An 18591-nucleotide genomic window follows, 5' to 3' on the forward strand; every position below is an offset into this window, starting at 1 on the left:
GCGACTACATGTGGGCCGAGTACGCCAAGGACCCGCGGATGCGCGCCAACATCGGCATCCGCCGCCGCCTCGCCCCCCTGCTCGACAACGACCGCGACCAGATGGAGCTGTTCACCGCCCTGCTGCTCTCCCTGCCCGGCTCGCCGATCCTCTACTACGGCGACGAGATCGGCATGGGCGACAACATCTGGCTCGGCGACCGCGACGCCGTGCGCACCCCCATGCAGTGGACCCCCGACCGCAACGCCGGCTTCTCGTCCTGTGACCCGGGACGCCTGTTCCTGCCCGCGATCATGGATCCGGTCTACGGCTACCAGGTCACCAATGTCGAGGCGTCCATGGCCTCGCCCTCGAGCCTGCTGCACTGGACCCGCCGCATGATCGAGATCCGCAAGCAGAACCCCGCCTTCGGACTGGGGTCCTACACCGAGCTGCCGTCGTCGAACCCGGCGGTGCTCGCCTTCCTGCGCGAGTACGAGGACGACCTGGTGCTGTGCGTCCACAACTTCTCCCGCTTCGCCCAGCCCACGGAGCTGGACCTGAGCCGGTTCGGCGGGCGGCATCCCGTCGAGCTGTTCGGCGGGGTCCGGTTCCCGGCGATCGGCGAGCTGCCGTACCTGCTCACCCTCGCGGGACACGGCTTCTACTGGTTCCGGCTGCGCGGGGAACCCGTATAGCACGGGCCCGGGTGGGGCGCTGCGGCGTTTCCACCGCCCCACCCGGGGCACGCATCAGTAACACCCCGACGCCCCCCGGGGAAAGGACGTGACGCCCATGGCGGAAACGGTCACCTCTTCCAGCACCACCGGTACCCTCCTCGCCTCGCTCGACCCCCTGCTGCGCGCCTGGCTGCCCCGGCAGCGCTGGTTCGCGGGCAAGGGCCGCCCGGTCACCGGGTTCACCCCGGTGTCCGTCACCGAACTGCTGGCGCCCGACGGCCGGCTGGGCCTCTACCACCTGCTGGTGCGCGTCCACCAGGCCGACGTGCCGGGAGCCCCGCCGCACCCCGGCGACTGCTACCAGCTCCTCATAGGCGTGCGCGAGGCGCTGCCGCCCCGGCTGGCGCCCGCGCTGATCGGACATGTGACCGAGGGCCCGCTCGCCGGACGCACGGTGTACGAGGCCCTGCACGACACCCGGCCCGCCGAAGTGCTCCTGGAGGCCTTGCGCACCCAGGCGCGCGTCGGCGGGCTGCGCTTCGAGCGGGACCCGGCGCAGGAGATCCGGGCCGGCCTCGTGGCCCGGCTGATGACCGCCGAGCAGTCCAACTCGTCCGTGGTCTACGGAGATACGTTTATTCTGAAGCTGCTGCGCCGGGTGGTGCCCGGCGTCAACCCCGATCTGGAGCTCCCGCTCGCCCTGGCCCGCGAGGGCTGCCCGAGGGTGCCGGCGCCGACGGCCTGGCTGCACGCCGAGGTGGCGGCGGACACCTACGTCCTGGCCGTGCTCCAGCCGTATGTGAGCGGCGCCTCCGACGGCTGGGAGCTGGCGCTGCGCGAACTGGCCAAGGGCGAGGACTTCGCCGCCGAGGCCCGTGCGCTGGGCCGGGCCACCGCCGAGGTGCACACCGCGCTCGCCCGTGCCCTGCCGACGGTCACCCTCGGCCACGCCCAGCTGGAGTCGCTGGTCGCCGGCATGACCGAGCGGCTGGCGGCTGCCGTGCAGGCGGTACCGGCGCTGCGGCCGTACGAGCGCGGGCTGCGCTCGGCGTACGAGGCGCTCGGCACGCTCGCCGCCGAGGGCCGCACCTGGACCGCCCAGCGCGTCCACGGCGATCTGCACCTCGGCCAGTGCCTGCGCTCGCCGTCCGGCGCCTGGTCGCTGATCGACTTCGAGGGCGAACCGGCCCGGCCGCTGGCCGAGCGGCGCATGCCGCAGCCGCCGGTGCGGGACATCGCGGGCATGCTCCGCTCCTTCGACTACGCGGCCCACTCGGCGACCCCGCCCGCCCCGGACTGGGCGCACACCTGCCGGGCCGCCTACTGCTCCGGATACGCGGAGGTGGCCGGCCGCGATCCGCGTACCGACCCGGTGATGCTGCGGGCCTACGAGACCGACAAGGCGGTCTACGAGGTCGTCTACGAGGCCCGGCACCGGCCCGACTGGCTCCCCGTACCGCTGAGCGCGGTGCGCCGCCTCGCCCTGCCCGACCAGGAGGCTCGTCCGTGACCCCCAAGGGACACAAGGAATCCAAGGCCCACAAGGAAGCCAAGGCCAAGAAGGAGGCCGCGGCCAGGAAGAAGGCCGCCGTCAGGAAGCCGCCCGCACAGGAGGTCCCCGCACAGGCGGCGGCCCCGGCCGCGGAGGTGCCCGCGCAGGCCCCGGCCGCGGAGCTCCCGGCACAGGCCCCCGCGGTGGAACCGCCCGCGCCGGCCCCCGCCGTGCGGGTCCCCGTGCCGGCGCCGGCCCCCGTCGGGGAGGTCGCCGTGTCCCCGGCCGTCGACGCCGGCGACCGCGCGCGGCTGCTGCACGGCACCCACCACGATCCGCACTCCGTGCTGGGCGCGCACCCGGTGCCGGGCGGGGTGGCCTTCCGCGCGTTCCGGCCGTACGCGCGGGCGGTCACCGTGGTCTCGGGCGAGCTGCGGGCGGAGCTGCACGACGACGGCGACGGCTTCTTCTCCGGCCTGCTCCCGCTCACCGAGGTCCCCGCCTACCGGCTGCTGGTGACGTACGACGGCACGGTCCACGAGACCGAGGACGCCTACCGCTTCCTGCCCACCCTCGGCGAGCTGGACCTGCATCTGATCGGCGAGGGCCGGCACGAACAGCTGTGGCAGGCGCTCGGCGCGCACGTCACCACGCACGAGGGCGTCACCGGAACCCGGTTCGCGGTGTGGGCGCCGAACGCGCGGGGCGTGCGGGTCACCGGCGGGTTCAACTTCTGGGACGGCACCGGCTTCCCGATGCGCTCGCTCGGCGGCACCGGGGTCTGGGAGCTGTTCGTGCCGGGGATCGGCGAGGGCGAGCTGTACAAGTTCGAGATCACCCGTCCGGACGGCTCGCGCACCCTGCGCGCCGACCCGCTGGCCCGCCGTACCGAGGTCCCGCCCGCCACCTCCTCGATCGTGCACGCCTCGCACCACGAGTGGGGTGACGGGGAGTGGCTGGCCCACCGGGCGGACACCCCGGTGCACGCAGCTCCCTTCTCGGTGTACGAGGTGCACCTGCCGTCCTGGCGGCCGGGGCTGACCTACCGCGGGCTGGCCGAGCAGCTCCCGGCGTACGTCAAGGAGATGGGCTTCACCCATGTGGAGCTGATGCCGGTCGCCGAGCACCCCTTCGGCGGCTCCTGGGGCTACCAGGTCACCGGGTTCTACGCGCCGACGGCCCGGCTCGGCACCCCCGACGACTTCAAGTACCTGGTGGACAAGCTGCACCAGGCGGGCATCGGGGTGCTGATGGACTGGGTGCCGGCGCACTTCCCGCGCGACGACTGGGCGCTGGCAGAGTTCGACGGGCGTCCGCTGTACGAGCACCACGACCCGCAGCGGGCCACCCATCCCGACTGGGGCACGCTGGAGTTCGACTTCGGCCGACGCGAGGTGCGCAACTTCCTCGTCGCGAACGCCGTGTACTGGTGCGAGGAGTTCCACATCGACGGGCTGCGCGTGGACGCGGTCGCCTCGATGCTCTACCTGGACTACTCGCGCGAGCCGGGCCAGTGGACGCCGAACGAGCACGGCGGCCGGGAGAACCTGGACGCGGTGGCCTTCCTCCAGGAGATGAACGCCACCGTGTACCGGCGCTGCCCGGGCGTGGTGACCATCGCCGAGGAGTCCACGGCCTGGGACGGCGTCACCCGGCCCACCCACCACAAGGGCCCGAGCGGCTTCGGCGGGCTGGGCTTCGGACTGAAGTGGAACATGGGCTGGATGCACGACTCGCTCCAGTACATGAGCCACGACCCCGTGCACCGCGCGTACCACCACCACGAGATGACGTTCTCGATGGTGTACGCCTACAGCGAGAACTACGTGTTGCCGATCTCCCACGACGAGGTCGTCCACGGCAAGCGGTCCCTGGTGTCGAAGATGCCCGGCGACTGGTGGCAGCAGCGAGCCGACCTGCGCGCCTACCTCGGCTTCATGTGGGCCCACCCCGGCAAGCAACTCCTCTTCATGGGCCAGGAGTTCGCCCAGGGCGCCGAGTGGTCCGAGGCGCACGGCCCCGACTGGTGGCTGCTCGACCCGGCCTACGGCGCCGAGGCGGACCACCGGGGTGTGCGGGACCTCGTCAGGGACCTCAACGCCGTGTACCGGGCGACCCCGGCGCTGTGGCAGCGGGACACCGACCCGGCGGGCTTCGAGTGGATCACCGGGGACGCGGCGGACGACAACGTCTTCGCGTTCCTGCGCCGTGACGCCGAGGGCACCCCGCTGCTCGCCGTCACCCACCTGGCACCGGTGGTCCGCCACGACTACCGGCTCGGGGTGCCGGAGGAGGTGCCGGCCTGGGCGGAGGTCCTCAACACCGACGCGGCCCGCTACGGCGGCGGTGACGTCACCCGCCCGGACGTCGTCAAGCCCGAGGCCCAGCCCTGGCACGGCCGCCCGGCGAGCATCCGGCTGACCCTGCCCCCGCTGGCGACGGTGTGGCTGCGCCCGGCCTGACCGGGTGGCGCGCGCCCTATAGTGGCCGCACGACCGGGGCGGAGCACGGGGGGGTCCGGGGTACATGCGGCAGTACAGAGCGCTGACCGTCCTGCTGTGTGCCGTGGCCGCTCTCCTGCTGAGCGGCTGCGGCACCCAGGCGGCGGGGCGGGGCCGGGAAGCGTCCGCCACGGCGACCGGTCCCGTCCCGTGGACCCCCGGTGAGCCGTCCCGGGTCTCCGCCGCCCGGATCGGCGCGGACCACCGCACACTGAGCATCGACGTGGACGTGCCCAGCGGCGAGCATCCTTGCGTGCGGAACCTCGAGGCGGTCGACACCGACGCCGAGTACGGCGCCGTGCCGGGCACCGTGCACGTGCAGGTCACCTTCAGCTCCCCGTCCGGCGACCGGCGCAGCGGATGCGTGCGGGAGACGACGGCCACGGCCCGGGTCAGGCTGCCCGAGCCGCTGGGCGGGCGGGAGCTGGTGGTCGACAACCACACGGTCTTCACCGCTGACGGCGCGAAGCCGCCCGCCCTGCGGATGTGCGGGGAACTGGGCTGTCACCCGCCGGCCACCGGCTGCACCCCCGCCTCCTACGACCAGGCGCTGACCGCGGCCGGCGCCCCCATGCACACCTACCGGGACGCCGAGCACTGTGACGGCAGGTGGCTGGTCCTGGACTTCTCCTGGCGCACCGGCCCGGCGTGCGGCTCCGACGACGGCGACCCCGCCTGCTCCTCGCGGCTCGGCGACCGCTGGTTCTTCCGGGCGGAACCCGCCGGCTGGAAACCGGTCTTCGAGAGCGCCGCCGGAGGCTGCGGGGCGGTCCGCCGCCAGGTCCCCGAGTTCCCGGTCGCCCTGTGCGCGGAGCTGGCCCCGCTGTCCGCCACGCTGCACCCGAGCCACGCACCGGCGCCGGCCGCTACGAAGCGGTGACGCCCGTGGCGAGCCCCTCCGGGAGCTCGTCCGTGTAGAGGACCCCGAGCCGCTGGGTGGCCCGGGTCAGGGCGACGTACAGGTCGCTCGTGCCGTAGGCGCCCGGCTCGACCACCAGGACCGAGTCGAATTCGAGGCCCTTGGACTGCCGGGGGTCGAGCAGGACGACCGTTCGCGTCAGGTCGGGCTCGGCGCCGGCCGTGACGCCGTCCAGGCGGGCGGCGAGGGCGCGGTGCAGTTCGCGCGGGGCGATCACCGCGAGCCGGCCCTCCGCCGGGGTCAGCTCGGCGACCGCCTTGGCGACCGCGCCGGGCAGGTCGTCGGTGACCTGCCGCACCCACGGGCGCTCACCGGTGGAGCGGACGGAGCTCGGCGGTGCGAAGTTCGGGTCCTGGGCGCGGACCACGGCCGCCGCCAGGTCCATGATCTCCGCCGGGGTGCGGTAGTTGACGCCCAGGCGGGTGTGCTCCCAGCGGTCCTCGACGTAGGGCGTGAGGATGTCCGCCCAGGAGCCGACGCCGGCCGCCTCCGCCGTCTGCGCGGGGTCGCCGACCAGGGTCATCGAGCGGGCCGGGCTGCGCCGCATCAGCAGCCGCCAGGCCATCGGCGACAGTTCCTGCGCCTCGTCCACGATGATGTGCCCGAACGCCCAGGTGCGGTCGGCGGCGGCCCGCTCGGCGGCGCTGCGGTGGTCGGCCTCCTCGTGCCGCTCGGCGAACCGCTCGGCGTCGATGATGTGGTGCGCGGACAGGACCTCGGAGGCGTCCGGGTCGTCCTCCTCCTTGTCCTCGAACTCGTAGGTCCGGGAGGCGTAGGAGACGTCCAGCACGCCCTGGGCGTAGGCCACCTGCGTCTCGCGTTCGCGATCGGCGCGGGCGCGTGCCACCCGGTCGTCCTCGCCGAGGAGTTCGGCCGCCTCGTCCAGCAGGGGCACGTCGGCGACGGTCCAGGCGCGGGTCACCGGGCGGCGGATCGCGTCGGCGTCCTCCTTCGGCAGGTAGCCGTCGGGCTCGGCGAGGAAGTCGGCGACCAGCCGCTGCGGGGTGATCCGCGGCCAGAGCTGGTCGACGGCCGCCCAGACCTCGGGGTTCTCGGCGAGTTCGTCGCGGATCTGGGTGATGTCGGAGGCGTCGAGCAGGCTGCTGCCGTCGTAGGGGTCGGTGCCCACGCGCTCGGCGTACAGCTCGGTGAGGGTGTTGAGGACATGCCCCTCGAAGTACTCGCGGGCGGCGTTGTGGGGCAGCTTGGCGGCGCGGGTGCGCTCGCGGGCGACGTTGACCAGGCCGTCGTCCAGCATGAGGACCTCGCGGTCGTGCTCGATCGCGATGACCGGGTCGGGCAGGGCCTGCCGGTCGCGTACGACGGCGGCGAGCACGTCGGCCATGCCGGCGCGGCCCTTGACGGCGGCGGCCTCGGGGGTGTCGGCGGCGGTGGCCTTCACCCCGGGGAACAGCTCGCCGACCGTGGCCAGCAGCACCCCGGTCTCGCCGAGGGAGGGCAGCACCTCGCCGATGTAGCCGAGGAAGGCCGGGTTCGGGCCGACGATGAGGACCGCGCGGCGGGCCAGCAGCTCGCGGTGCTCGTACAGCAGGTAGGCCGCGCGGTGCAGGGCCACCGCGGTCTTGCCGGTGCCGGGGCCGCCCTCCACGACCAGCACGCCCCGGTGCGGTGCCCGGATGATGCGGTCCTGGTCGGCCTGGATGGTCTGCACGATGTCGCTCATCCGGCCGGTGCGGGCCGAGTTCAGCGCGGCCAGCAGGACGGCGTCGCCGCTCGGGTCCTCGTGCCCGGTGCGGGTGGCGTCGCCGAGGTCGAGGATCTCGTCGTGCAGGGAGGTGACGGTCCGGCCCTCGGAGGCGATGTGCCGGCGGCGGCGCAGGCCCATCGGGGTGTGGCCGGTGGCCAGGTAGAAGGGGCGGGCGACGTCGGCCCGCCAGTCGATGAGGACCGGGGTGCGCTCGGCGTCGTCCTCGCGCAGCCCGATCCGCCCGATGTGGTGCTTCGTGCCGTCGGCGAGGTCGATCCGGCCGAAGCAGAGCGAGCCGTCGACGGCGTTCAGCGCGGCGAGCAGCCCCGAGCGCTCGGCGACCAGGATGTCCCGCTCCAGCCGGGCCTGCATGGGCTTGTCGCCCTGGGCGAGGGCGTCGGCGACGGAGGTCTCGGCCTCGCCGCGCAGCACGTCCACGCGCGCGTACAGTCCGTCGATGAATTCCTGCTCGTGCCGGATTTCATCATCTGGAAAGTCGGTGTTTGACAATTCCGCTCCCGCCCGGATATACTGTGCTCAGTGAATTACTTCGGGACTTCGTCGAAACAAAGTCAAAACGAAGTCACGAACCATTGAATATACGCACAGCAATCCCCCGAGCGCAATTGCTCAGGGGATTTTTTGATGGGCGGGGCCGGCCCTACAGCGGTGCGTGCGCCACGCCCGCCGACTCCTCCACCTCCATCAGTGAGGCGCTGTGCCGTTCCTCCTCGAACTTCCGGCGCCCGCCGCGCAGTCCGAAGAGCCGCTTGGTCAGGGCGATGTACAGGACCGCGAGGACGTTCAGCGCGAGCGTGGCGATCTTCAGCCAGCTGATGTGCTCGGTGAGTTCGTAGACCTCCAGCGGCAGGAAGGCGGCCGTCGCGACCACCGTCAGGTATTCCGCCCAGCGCTTGGCGTACCAGAGGCCGACCGCCTCGATCAGTTCGATCAGCGCGTAGGCCAGCAGGAGCCCGGCGACCAGCACCAGGGTGGAGTGCCGGTAGCCGAACGCCTTCTGCAGGGAACCGACGACCGGCGAGTGGTCCAGGTCGTAGTGGAAGTGCCGGAAGACCGGCCGGAAGACGTCCAGGTACTCGTCGAACAGGCGGCGCACCGCGTCCTGGCTGTTGCTGAACTTCCACACCGCGACCGCGACCAGCACGATGAACACCCCGCGCACGGCACGCTCGACGGCGAGGAAGCGCAGGACGAACAGGTCCCGGAGCACCGTGCCGCGCGGCACCAGCGGTGCGTCGGCGGCGGGCCCCGAGCCGTGCGGCTCGCCGAGCACGAAGTCACCGCAGCGCAGGCACCGCCAGACGTCCCCGAGCACGGTCCGCGCGTGCAGCCGGACGCGCAGCCGGGGGTCGTCCGGCGCGTAGGTCACATGACCCTTGCGCGCGCAGGTCCGCCGGTCCCAGTCGATCTTCATCCCCCATGCCTCCGCACTCATATGGACACCACCTGTACGGACGCCGTACACGAACATGCCGTTCCGGTTGACCCGGAACGGCATGTTCGAGGGGAGGGAGGCGGTCACTCGGCCGCGCTGTCCACCAGCTCCCTCTCCTCGGTCGCGGCCTGCCCGGCACCGCCCTCGCGGCCCGGCAGCAGGACGGCCACCAGGACGGTGCCGATGCCGAGGATCACCGCCCCGACCAGACTGGTGTGGGCGACCGCGTCGGAGAAGGCGGAGCCCACCGCGTCGGCCATCTGCCGGGCGCCGGCGGCCAGCTCACCGGCCTGCTGCTTGAGCTGCGCGGCCTGCTGCGGGTCGCTCGCCTGCTGGGCCCGTGCGGCGGCCTGCTGCGCCTTCTCGCCGATGCCCTGCGCGACGGCGTACCCGGCGCCGACCGAGTCCTGGGCGGTGTCCAGGGCGCTCGCCGGGAGCCTGCTGCCGGCGGTGGCGTCGGACAGGTGGTCGCCGTACGACGTGGCGAGCAGCGAGCCGAGGATGGCGATGCCGAGCGAGCCGCCCAGCTCCAGCGAGGTGTCGTTGACGGCGCCGCCGACGCCCAGCTCGGACTCGGGGAACGCGCCCATGATGGCGTCGGTGCAGGGCGAGAGGGCGAGGCCGATGGCGAGGCCCAGGATGAGCAGGGGCGCCACGAAGTCGCCGTAGCCGGAGGTGGCGTCCACCCGGGTGAGCAGGGCGAGGGCGGTCGTGCCGCCGGCCATGCCCGCGCCGACGGTCCACCTCATGCCGACCCGCGGGGTGAGCCAGCCGGTCAGGGCCGAGCCCACGAAGACGGCGCCGGCGAGCGGCAGCATGCGCACACCGGTCTGGAGGGCGTCGTAGCCGAGGACGAACTGGAGGTGCTGGGTGAGGTAGTAGAAGGCGCCGAAGACGGCGAGGAAGAACAGGGCGACGGCGAGGTTGGAGCCGGCGAACCGGCGGCCGGTGAAGCGGCGCACGTCCAGGATCGGGCGCGGGTGGCGCAGCTCCCAGAGCACGAAGGCAACCAGACCCACACCGGCGGTCACCGCCGCAGCAACGGCCTTGGTGCCCCAGCCGAAGTGCGGGCCCTCGATGATCATGTAGACGAGTGCGCCGGTCCAGAGCACCGACAGCAGCCCGCCGACGTAGTCGATGCGGTCGTGGTGACCGGCCCGGGACGGCGGCACGAGGACGAGGGCGGCGACGATCGCGACGGCCGCGACGGGCACGTTGATCAGGAAGGTCGAGGACCAGCCGTGGTCGCGCAGCAGGGCGCCGGCGACGACCGGTCCGGCGGCGATGGCGAGCCCGGCGGTCGCGGTCCACAGCGTGATCGCCTTGGCCCGCTCGGCGCGCGGGAAGGTCGCGGCCAGCAGGGAGAGCGTTGCGGGCATGATCAGCGCGGCGCCGACGCCCATCACGGCCCGGGCCGCGATGACGGTGGCCGCGCTGTCGGCGAGGTACCCGAAGACGGCCCCGCCGCCGAACACCAGCAGACCGAGGACGAGCGCCCCGCGCCGGCTGTACTTGTCGCCGATGGCGCCGAGCAGCAGCATCAGCGCCGCGTAGGGGACGGTGTAGCCGTCGATCACCCACTGCAGGTCGGCGCTGGAGAGCCCGAGGTCCCGGGTCATGTCGGGCGCCGCGACCGTCAGGGCGGTGTTCGCCATCACGATGATCAGCAGGCTGAGGCAGAGCACCAGCAGCGCCCACCACCGCCGGGGGTAGGGGCGGTCCGTCCTTTCGACCGGTTCGGTCATGACGAGTCGCATGGCAGGGGTCGCCTTCCTCGGGTTCGCGACAGGACTTGCACAGTGGCGTGCAATTGCACAACCATGTGCAATGTACGCCGCTGCACAACACTGTGCAAGTCGACCGGAAGACGCCCGGCAAACCTCCGGGGAGGCACAATGACCGCCATGACCACGGGTAACACCAGCCGCGCCGACGCCAACCGGCGCCGCATCCTCGACGTCGCCCTCGCCGAACTGCTGCGCGATCCGGACGCCTCCATGGACCAGATCGCACGCGCGGCCGGGGTCGTCCGACGGACGGTCTACGGCCACTTCCCCAGCCGTGAGGCGCTGATCAGCACCCTGGTCGACGGAGCCGTGGAGGCACTGGCGGACGCGGACTCCCGGGCCTGCGCCGGCGTCACCGACCCGGCGGAGAGAGTGGCCCGCTCGGTGCTCGCCCTGTGGCCGGTCGCCGACCGCTACCGGCTGCTGATCGCGCTCGCCCAGCGCACGGTCACCGTGCAGGGCATCCGCGAACGCCTCGCGCCCCTGCGCGAGAACAAGATCCGGCTCCTCCAGCGCGGCCTGGACGAAGGCGTCTTCAGCTCCCCGCTGCCCGCGCCGGCCCTCGCGTACGTGCACGAGCAGATGCTGTTCGCGGTGATGGAGGCGGTGAACGACGGACTCCTGGCAGCGCAGGAGGCGGGCCGCTCCGCCACGGTCGCCGTTCTGACCGCGGCGGGCGTGCCCGCCTCACGGGCCACCGAGCTGGTGGCCGGGGTGTCGTAGCGCAGGTCCCGGAGCCGGGAAGAAGGAGCCGGGCGGCCGGGTACGGGGGAGCCCCGGCCGCCCGGCGGCGGTACCCGGACGCCCGGCCCGGGTTCAGGCGGGGCCGGACGTCCGGAACTACAGGGTGGATCAGGCCTTGGCGAGTTCCTTCTCGCCGTCCTCCCGGGGCTCGGGAACCTCCCGCGCCCCGGCCCCGTCCTCATCCAACAGGGTGGTCTCGTCGAACGGCAGCTCGCCGGCCAGCACCCGCCGCACCCGGACCTTGTCGATCTCCTTGGTCCACGTGCCGACCAGCACCGTCGCGACCGCGTTGCCCGCGAAGTTCGTCAGCGCCCGCGCCTCGCTCATGAACCGGTCGATGCCGACGATCAGCCCGACCCCGTCCACCAGCGCCGGCTTGTGCGACTGCAGACCGCCGGCCAGGGTGGCGAGGCCCGCGCCGCTGACACCGGCCGCGCCCTTCGAGGCCAGCAGCAGGAACAGCAGCAGCGGGATCTGCTCGCCGACCGACATCGGCGTGCCCAGCGCGTCCGCGATGTACAGCGACGCCATGGTCATGTAGATCATCGTGCCGTCGAGGTTGAACGAGTACCCGGTCGGCACGGTGATGCCGACGACCGGCCGGCTGACGCCCAGGTGCTCCATCTTCGCGATCAGACGCGGCAGCGCGGACTCCGACGACGAGGTCGACAGGATCAGCAGGAACTCCCGGGCGAGGTACTTGCACAGGGAGAAGACGTTCAGGCCCGCGACGATCCGGAGCAGCGCGCCGAGCACGACGAAGACGAACAGGAAGCAGGTGACGTAGAAGCCCAGCATCAGCACGGCGAGGCTCTTGAGCGCGTCGACGCCGGCCGAACCGACCACCGCCGCGATGGCGCCGAACGCACCGATCGGCGCGGCCCACATCACCATCGACAGGATGCGGAAGACGAGCCGCTGGATGTGCTCGATGCCGAGCAGCACCGGCTGTCCGGCCGAGCCCATGGCCTGGAGCGCGAACCCGGCGAGCAGGGCCACCAGCAGCGTCTGGAGCACCTGGCCCTCGGTGAAGGCGGAGACGAACGTGGTGGGGATGATCGACAGCACGAAGTCGACGGGCGGCAGCGCGTCCGGGGACACCTGGTCGTGCCCGGTCGCCTTGATGGCGTTGGTGATGTGCAGCCCGTCGCCCGGGTGCAGCACGTTGCCCACCACGAGCCCGATGGCGAGCGCGACGAGCGACATCACGAGGAAGTAGCCGAGGGCGATGCCGCCGACGGCGCCGACCTTGGCGGCCTTCCGTACCGATCCGATGCCGAGCACGATCGTGCAGAAGATGATCGGCGAGATCATCATCTTGATCAGGTTCACGAACCCGGTGCCCAGCGGCTTCAGCTCCACCGCGGCATCGGGCCAGATCAGGCCCACGCCGATGCCGAGCGCGACCGCCACGATGACGGCGATGTACAGGTAATGGGTCCGGTCCCGCTTCACACGGGGTGCGGCAGGTGCCGTATCGGGAGTGCTGGCGGCCACGACTGCCCTCCTTGACGTCTTCGTCGGCGAACAACCGGCGTGCGGCTCACGTCCGGGCGTTTCTGGGGAATGCCGTGACTATCTCCCGGCCTGTGAGGGCGGTCACCCTTCCGTTCATTTAGTTCACGCTTAACCGGAGAGGCACACTGCTGACATGCGCCTCCCCACCCTCGCGCGGCCCCGGAGCCTGGCCGGCCAGCTGTTCGCCATGCAGGCCGTGCTGATAGCGGTGGTCGTGGCCGGGTACGCGCTGTTCACCTACGTCAGCGACCAGCGGCAGGCCGAGGACGCCGCCGCCCGGCAGGCCACGGCGGTGGCCCGGTCGATCGCCGACTCCCCCTCGGTCCGCGAGGCGATCCGCACCCCCGACCCCACGGCCCGGCTGGAGCCGTACGCCCTCCAGGTCATGCGGGACGCCGACGTCGACTTCGTGACGATCATGAACCCGTCCGGCATCCGCTGGACCCACCCCGACCGGAACGAGATCGGCAAACGCTTCCTCGGCAACATCGGCCCCGCCCAGCACGGCCGTACCTTCACCGAGACCTACACCGGCACGCTCGGCGCGTCCGTCCGCGCGGTGACCCCCATCTCGGACAACGGCCGGATCGTCGGCCTGGTGAGCGCCGGCATCAAGGTGGAGACGATCAGCGCCCGGGTCCAGGACCAGGTCACGGCCCTGCTCGGGGTGGCGGGTGTGGCCCTGCTGCTGGGCGCGGTCGGCACGTACGTGATCAACGCCCGGCTGCGCCGCCACACCCACGGCATGAACGCCACCGAGCTGAGCCGGATGCACGACTACCACCAGGCGGCACTGCACGCCGTCCGCGAGGGGCTGCTGATGCTGGACGGCCGGTACCGGGTGGCGCTCATCAACGACGGCGGCCGGGACCTGCTGGGCGTGGGCCCCGAGGAGGACGTGGTCGGCCGCTCGGTGGCCGACCTGGGCCTGCCCGCCCCCCTGACGGGCGCCCTGCTGTCCTCCCAGCCCCGGGTGGACGAGGTGCACCTGACGGCGTCCCGGGTGCTGGTCGTGAACACGTCGCCGGTGTCGGGCGGCGAACACCGGGGCACGGTCGTCACGCTCCGGGACGTCACCGAGCTCCAGTCGCTGATGGGCGAGCTGGACTCGGAGCGGGGCTTCACCCAGGCGCTGCGCTCGCAGGCGCACGAGGCCGCGAACCGCCTGCACACGGTCGTCTCGCTGATCGAGCTGGGCCGGGCCGAGGAGGCCGTGGAGTTCGCCACGGCCGAGCTGGAGCTGGCGCAGGCCCTGACCGACCAGGTGGTGGCGGCGGTCGGCGAGCCGGTGCTGGCCGCGCTGCTGCTCGGCAAGACCGCACAGGCGAACGAGCGGGGCGTGGAACTGGAGGTCTCACCGGACAGCCGTCTGGACGACGGCCTGCTCCCGGACAGCCTGTCCGCCCGCGACCTGGTGACCATCCTCGGCAACCTGATCGACAACGCCGTGGACGCGGCGCAGGGCGGCGTGCGGGCCCGGGTGACCGTGACGGCGTACGCTACGGCCGCCGAAGTGGTGCTCCGGGTGTCGGACACCGGTCCGGGGGTCGATCCCGCCCACGCCGACCTGGTGTTCCAGCGGGGGTTCTCCACGAAGCCGGCCGAACCCGGCGGACGGGGACTCGGGCTGGCCCTGGTCCGGCAGGCGGTGAACCGCCACGACGGCACCCTGACGGTGGCCGAGGCGGAGGAGGGCGGAGCGGTGTTCGAGGTGCGGTTGCCGTTGCGCGCGGCCACGGGCGGCGCCGCATGACGGACGAGCAGCAGCCCATCCGCGTCCTCGTCGTCGAGGACGACCCGGTGGCCGCCGACGCGCACATGATGTACGTCGGCCGGGTGCCGGGGTTCGTCGCGGTCGGAAAGGCGCACACGGGGGCGGAGGCACGGCGCCTCCTGGACCGCACGCCGGTGGATCTGCTGCTGCTGGACCTGCACCTCCCCGACGTCCACGGCCTGCAACTGGCCCGGTCCCTGCGGGCGGCCGGGCATCACGCGGACGTGATAGCGGTGACCTCCGCACGCGACCTGGCGGTGGTGCGGGAGGGAGTCTCCCTGGGCGTCGTCCAGTACGTCCTGAAACCGTTCACGTTCGCGACGCTGAGGGACCGGCTGGTCCGGTACGCCGAGTTCCACGCGGCGGTGGGCGAGGCGAGCGGCCAGGACGAGGTCGACCGCGCCCTGGCGGCCCTGCGCGCCCCGACCCCGGCGGCCCTGCCGAAGGGCCTGAGCGGACCGACCCTGGAACGGGTGACGTCCGCGCTGCGGGAGTCGGCCGCGCAGGGCCTGACGGCGGCCGGTGTCGCCGAGGCGGTGGGCATCTCCCGCATCACCGCGCGACGGTACCTGGAGCACCTGGTGGACGCGGGACGGGCCGGGCGGAGTCCGTTGTACGGACAGGTGGGACGGCCTGAGCTGGTGTACCGGTGGGTGTCCCAGGGGCGGTGAGGGCGCCGGCCGCGGCACGGGCTCGGGCGGCTTCTCCGGGGGCGTCGGCCCGGGGTGGGCGTCGGGTCGCCGAGGGTCTGCCCCGTGACCCGCCGCGGATCAATCCCGCGCAGACACATTGACCTGACTAGACCACTCCTCTTACCTTCACACGGCAGCAATCTCCGCGCCACCCCCACGTGTGCTCAGGAGGTCATGCCCGTGCGTCCCACCGCCGCCCGCTCCCGCCGCCTCCCCCTCCTCCTCACCGCCGCTCTCGCCGCCACCGCCCTCACCGCCTGCGGCAGCGGCTCCGGCAGCAGCCCGGACACGCTCAAGGTGTCGTACAAGCAGTCCACCGACAACTCGGTCAAGGTGATGGACACCTACCTCGCCGGGATCAGGAAGCAGTTCGAGCACGAGTACCCCGGCAAGAAGGTCGAGTTCGTGCCGATCAAGGCCCCGGACTCGGAGTACTACACCAAACTCCAGCAGATGCTGCGCTCGCCGCGGACCGCTCCGGACCTGGTCTACGAGGACACCTTCCTCATCAACTCCGACATCACCAGCGGGTACCTGAAGCCACTCGACTCCTACCTCGCCAAGTGGCCGGACTGGGGACAGTTCATCGACACCGCGAAGGCGGCGGCCAAGGGGCAGGACGGGAAGACGTACGGCGTCCCGGACGGGACCGACACCCGCGGGCTCTGGTTCGACAAGCGGGTGTTCGGCAAGGCCGGGCTGCCGCTGGACTGGCAGCCGAAGACCTGGGACGACGTCCTCACCGCCGCCCGGACCATCAAGCGGAAGGTCCCCGGCGTGATCCCGCTCAACGTCTACACCGGCAAGCCGGCCGGTGAACGGGCCACCATGCAGGGCTTCGAGATGCTCCTGTACGGCACCGGCGACGGCACCAAGGACCCGCTGTACGACAGCGGCAGCAAGAAGTGGATCACGGGGTCGCGGGCCTTCAAGGACTCCCTCCGCTTCGTGGAGACGGTCTACAAGGACAAGCTCGGCCCCGACGTCTCCGACGCCCTCGACCCGAACTTCAACACCACCGTCAACGGCGAACTCCTCCCCCAGGGCAGACTCGGCATCGCCCTCGACGGTTCCTGGCTGCCGCAGGCCTGGCTGCCGGGCAGCGGGCACGAGTGGCCGGACTGGTCGAAGCGGCTGGGGCTCGCCGCCATGCCGACGCAAGCCGGGCAGGCGCCCGGCAAGGTGAGCATGTCCGGCGGCTGGACCTGGTCCATCCCGGCCAAGGCGGCCCATCCCGGCCTCGCCTTCGACTTCGTCCGGACGATGCAGACGAAGGACAACGCCCGGAAGTGGTACATCGCCAACTCCGGTATCGCCGTACGCAAGGACGTCGCCGCCGATCCGAAGTACGCCGGCGCCCAGCCCGGCATCAGGTTCTTCACCGATCTCGTCGCGAGCACGCACTACCGGCCCGCGTACCCGGCGTACCCGAAGGTCTCGACCGCCGTGCAGGAGGCCATGGAGGCGGTCACGACCGGTGACCTGTCCGTGGAGAAGGCGGCGAGCGCGTACGACGCCACGGTCGAGGACGTCACCGGCGGCCAAGTGGTCCGGAGGTGAGGCGCCGGAACCCGGCCGTCCGGGTCCTCCCGGTCGCCCCCGCCCTGATCCTGCTGCTGTTCCTCGCCGGGCCGATCGCCTACTGCGTCTGGATCGCCTTCACCGACCTCCAGCTGACCGGCCAGGCCCACTCCTCCTTCGTGGGCTTCGCCAACTTCCGCCGGGCGTTCCGGGACGACGCGTTCCTGAACGCCGTCCGGCTCACGCTGGTGTTCACGGTGCTGTCCTCGCTCGTCGGGCAGAACACGCTCGGGCTGGCCCTGGCCGCGCTGATGAAACGCGCGTCGAAGCCCGTCCGCACCCTCACCGGCGCGGTCGTGGTCACCGCGTGGGTGCTGCCGGAGGTCGTCGCCGGGTTCCTGCTCTACGCGTTCTTCCGGCGCGAGGGCACCTTGAACGCGATCCTGGACTGGCTGCACCTGCCCCGCCAGAACTGGCTGTTCACGCTGCCCATCCTCGCGGTGTCCTTCGCCAACGTCTGGCGCGGGACGGCGTTCTCGATGCTCGTGTACTCCGCCGCCCTGGACGAGATCCCCGCCGAGATCACGGAGGCCGCAGAGGTGGACGGGGCCGGCGGCTGGCGGCGGCTGTGGCACATCACGCTGCCGATGATCCGGCGCTCCATCGGCACCAACCTCATGCTCAACACCCTCCAGACGCTCTCCGTCTTCGGGCTGATCTGGGTGATGACCCGGGGCGGGCCCGGCGACCGCAGCCAGACGCTGCCGCTGTTCATGTACGAACAGGCCTTCCAGAACAGCATGATCGGCTACGGCACGGCGGTCGCCCTGCTCCTGCTGGTCGTCGGTTCCCTGTTCTCCGTCGTCTATCTGCGGCTGCTGCGGACGGAGGTCTGATGGCCCGTAACCGTGCCTCGCGGCGGATCGCCGCCGACGTCTCGCTGCTGGCGGTGGCCGCCGCCTTCGCGCTGCCCCTCGCCTGGGTGCTGCTGTCCGCCGTGGACCCGCACGCCGGTCTGCGGGTCAAGGTCCCCGACGGCCTCACCCTGGCCAACTTCGACGCCGTCCTGACCCCGGACATCACCTACACCCCGCTGCTCAACAGCCTGATCCTGTGCGGGGGCGCCACGGCGCTGACCGTCGGCTGCGCCGCCCTCGCCGCGTATCCGCTGTCCCGGTTCCGGTCCCGGCTGAACCGGCCGTTCCTGCTGACGATCCTGTTCGCGACGAGCCTGCCGATCACGGCGATCATGGTGCCGGTGTACGCCCTGTTCGTGCGGGTGAACCTCATCGACACCCTCCAGGGCACGGTCCTCTTCTTCGCCGCCTCCCAACTGCCCTTCGCCATCTGGCTGATGAAGAACTTCATGGACGGCGTGCCGACGGAGCTGGAGGAGGCGGCCTGGACGGACGGGGCCTCGGCGGCGCAGTCCCTCGTCCGGATCGTGCTGCCGCTGATGGGGCCGGGGGTCGCCGTCGTGACCGTGTTCTCGTTCGTGATGATGTGGGGGAACTTCTTCGTCCCGTTCATGCTGCTGCTCACCCCGGATCAGATGCCGGCCTCCGTGAGCATCAACGACTTCTTCGGCAACCGGGGCATGGTGGCGTACGGCCAGCTCGCCGCGTTCTCGGTGATCTACTCGACGCCGGTGATCCTCCTGTACGTCCTGGTGGCACGGCGGCTGGGCGGCGGGTTCGCGCTCGGCGGCGCGGTCAAGGGGTGAACCGTTGGGGGTTCCGCCGCTGCCCGCCGAACGACCGGGACGTACGTTCCGACAATCCGTGGTCCTGGCGGAACGGACCGTAGCCATCCCGTTGGCG

Annotated in this window: 14 protein-coding genes; 10 read left to right on the forward strand and 4 right to left on the reverse strand. The window is 72.0% G+C overall.

The annotated features are described in order from the left end of the window. From AB0946_RS04460 to AB0946_RS04475, 4 genes are all read left to right on the forward strand, one after another. A partial coding sequence (locus tag AB0946_RS04460; RefSeq protein ID WP_366759146.1) for an alpha-glucosidase C-terminal domain-containing protein occupies positions 1-677 on the forward strand: 677 nt, incomplete at its 5' end. A gap of 97 nt (positions 678-774) precedes the next feature. Further along, the gene (locus AB0946_RS04465; protein ID WP_366759147.1) at positions 775-2169 is read left to right on the forward strand and encodes a maltokinase; all 1395 of its coding nucleotides are present in this window, start codon (positions 775-777) and stop codon (positions 2167-2169) included. Next, entirely contained in the window at positions 2166-4613 is a 2448-nt protein-coding gene (glgB, locus tag AB0946_RS04470; protein ID WP_366759148.1) for a 1,4-alpha-glucan branching enzyme, read from the forward strand. Before AB0946_RS04465 ends, glgB begins: the two co-directional genes overlap by 4 nt. A 64-nt stretch (positions 4614-4677) precedes the next feature. Further along, positions 4678-5532: a hypothetical protein gene (locus tag AB0946_RS04475; RefSeq protein WP_366759149.1), complete on the forward strand. Its 855-nt coding sequence runs from the start codon at positions 4678-4680 to the stop codon at positions 5530-5532. Here AB0946_RS04475 and AB0946_RS04480 read toward each other — a convergent pair. The 3 genes from AB0946_RS04480 to AB0946_RS04490 all read right to left on the reverse strand — a co-directional run bounded on the left by AB0946_RS04480 (position 5519) and on the right by AB0946_RS04490 (position 10492). Next, on the reverse strand, positions 5519-7759 hold the full coding sequence (locus AB0946_RS04480; RefSeq protein ID WP_366759800.1) for an ATP-dependent DNA helicase: 2241 nt from the start codon (positions 7757-7759) through the stop codon (positions 5519-5521). The two genes, AB0946_RS04475 and AB0946_RS04480, sit on opposite strands and share 14 nt — an antisense overlap. Before the next feature lie 181 nt (positions 7760-7940). Beyond that, complete coding sequence (locus AB0946_RS04485) at positions 7941-8714, reverse strand: DUF2127 domain-containing protein (RefSeq protein ID WP_366759801.1); 774 nt, start codon at positions 8712-8714, stop codon at positions 7941-7943. Positions 8715-8818: 104 nt separating this feature from the next. Then, the gene (locus AB0946_RS04490) at positions 8819-10492 is read right to left on the reverse strand and encodes an MFS transporter (RefSeq protein WP_366759150.1); all 1674 of its coding nucleotides are present in this window, start codon (positions 10490-10492) and stop codon (positions 8819-8821) included. 138 nt (positions 10493-10630) lie between these two features. On the opposite strand from AB0946_RS04490, the gene AB0946_RS04495 reads away from it, so the two are divergent. Continuing rightward, positions 10631-11245 carry a TetR/AcrR family transcriptional regulator gene (locus AB0946_RS04495; RefSeq protein ID WP_366759151.1) on the forward strand — a complete coding sequence of 205 codons (615 nt, stop codon included), beginning with the start codon at positions 10631-10633 and terminating at the stop codon, positions 11243-11245. 129 nt (positions 11246-11374) lie between these two features. Here AB0946_RS04495 and AB0946_RS04500 read toward each other — a convergent pair whose 3' ends face one another. Further along, positions 11375-12763 carry a cation:dicarboxylase symporter family transporter gene (locus AB0946_RS04500; protein WP_366759152.1) on the reverse strand — a complete coding sequence of 463 codons (1389 nt, stop codon included), beginning with the start codon at positions 12761-12763 and terminating at the stop codon, positions 11375-11377. Between the two features lie 154 nt (positions 12764-12917). Between AB0946_RS04500 and AB0946_RS04505 the strand changes: the two genes are divergently transcribed. The 5 genes from AB0946_RS04505 (at position 12918) to AB0946_RS04525 (ending at position 18494) form a co-directional block, all read left to right on the forward strand. Then, on the forward strand, positions 12918-14537 hold the full coding sequence (locus AB0946_RS04505) for a sensor histidine kinase (protein ID WP_366759153.1): 1620 nt from the start codon (positions 12918-12920) through the stop codon (positions 14535-14537). Further along, positions 14534-15229, forward strand: coding sequence for a response regulator (locus tag AB0946_RS04510; RefSeq protein WP_366759154.1), 696 nt, complete (start codon positions 14534-14536; stop codon positions 15227-15229). Before AB0946_RS04505 ends, AB0946_RS04510 begins: the two co-directional genes overlap by 4 nt. Before the next feature lie 195 nt (positions 15230-15424). Next, positions 15425-16810 (forward strand): extracellular solute-binding protein, encoded by a 1386-nt coding sequence (locus tag AB0946_RS04515; protein WP_366759155.1) that lies wholly within the window; start codon positions 15425-15427, stop codon positions 16808-16810. After that, positions 16807-17667 (forward strand): sugar ABC transporter permease, encoded by an 861-nt coding sequence (locus tag AB0946_RS04520; RefSeq protein WP_366759156.1) that lies wholly within the window; start codon positions 16807-16809, stop codon positions 17665-17667. Before AB0946_RS04515 ends, AB0946_RS04520 begins: the two co-directional genes overlap by 4 nt. After that, positions 17667-18494 (forward strand): carbohydrate ABC transporter permease, encoded by an 828-nt coding sequence (locus AB0946_RS04525; RefSeq protein ID WP_366759157.1) that lies wholly within the window; start codon positions 17667-17669, stop codon positions 18492-18494. Before AB0946_RS04520 ends, AB0946_RS04525 begins: the two co-directional genes overlap by 1 nt. Positions 18495-18591: the final 97 nt, after the last annotated feature.

The organism is Streptomyces sp. NPDC046870, assembly GCF_040704595.1.
Lineage (GTDB): Bacteria > Actinomycetota > Actinomycetes > Streptomycetales > Streptomycetaceae > Streptomyces > Streptomyces argyrophylli.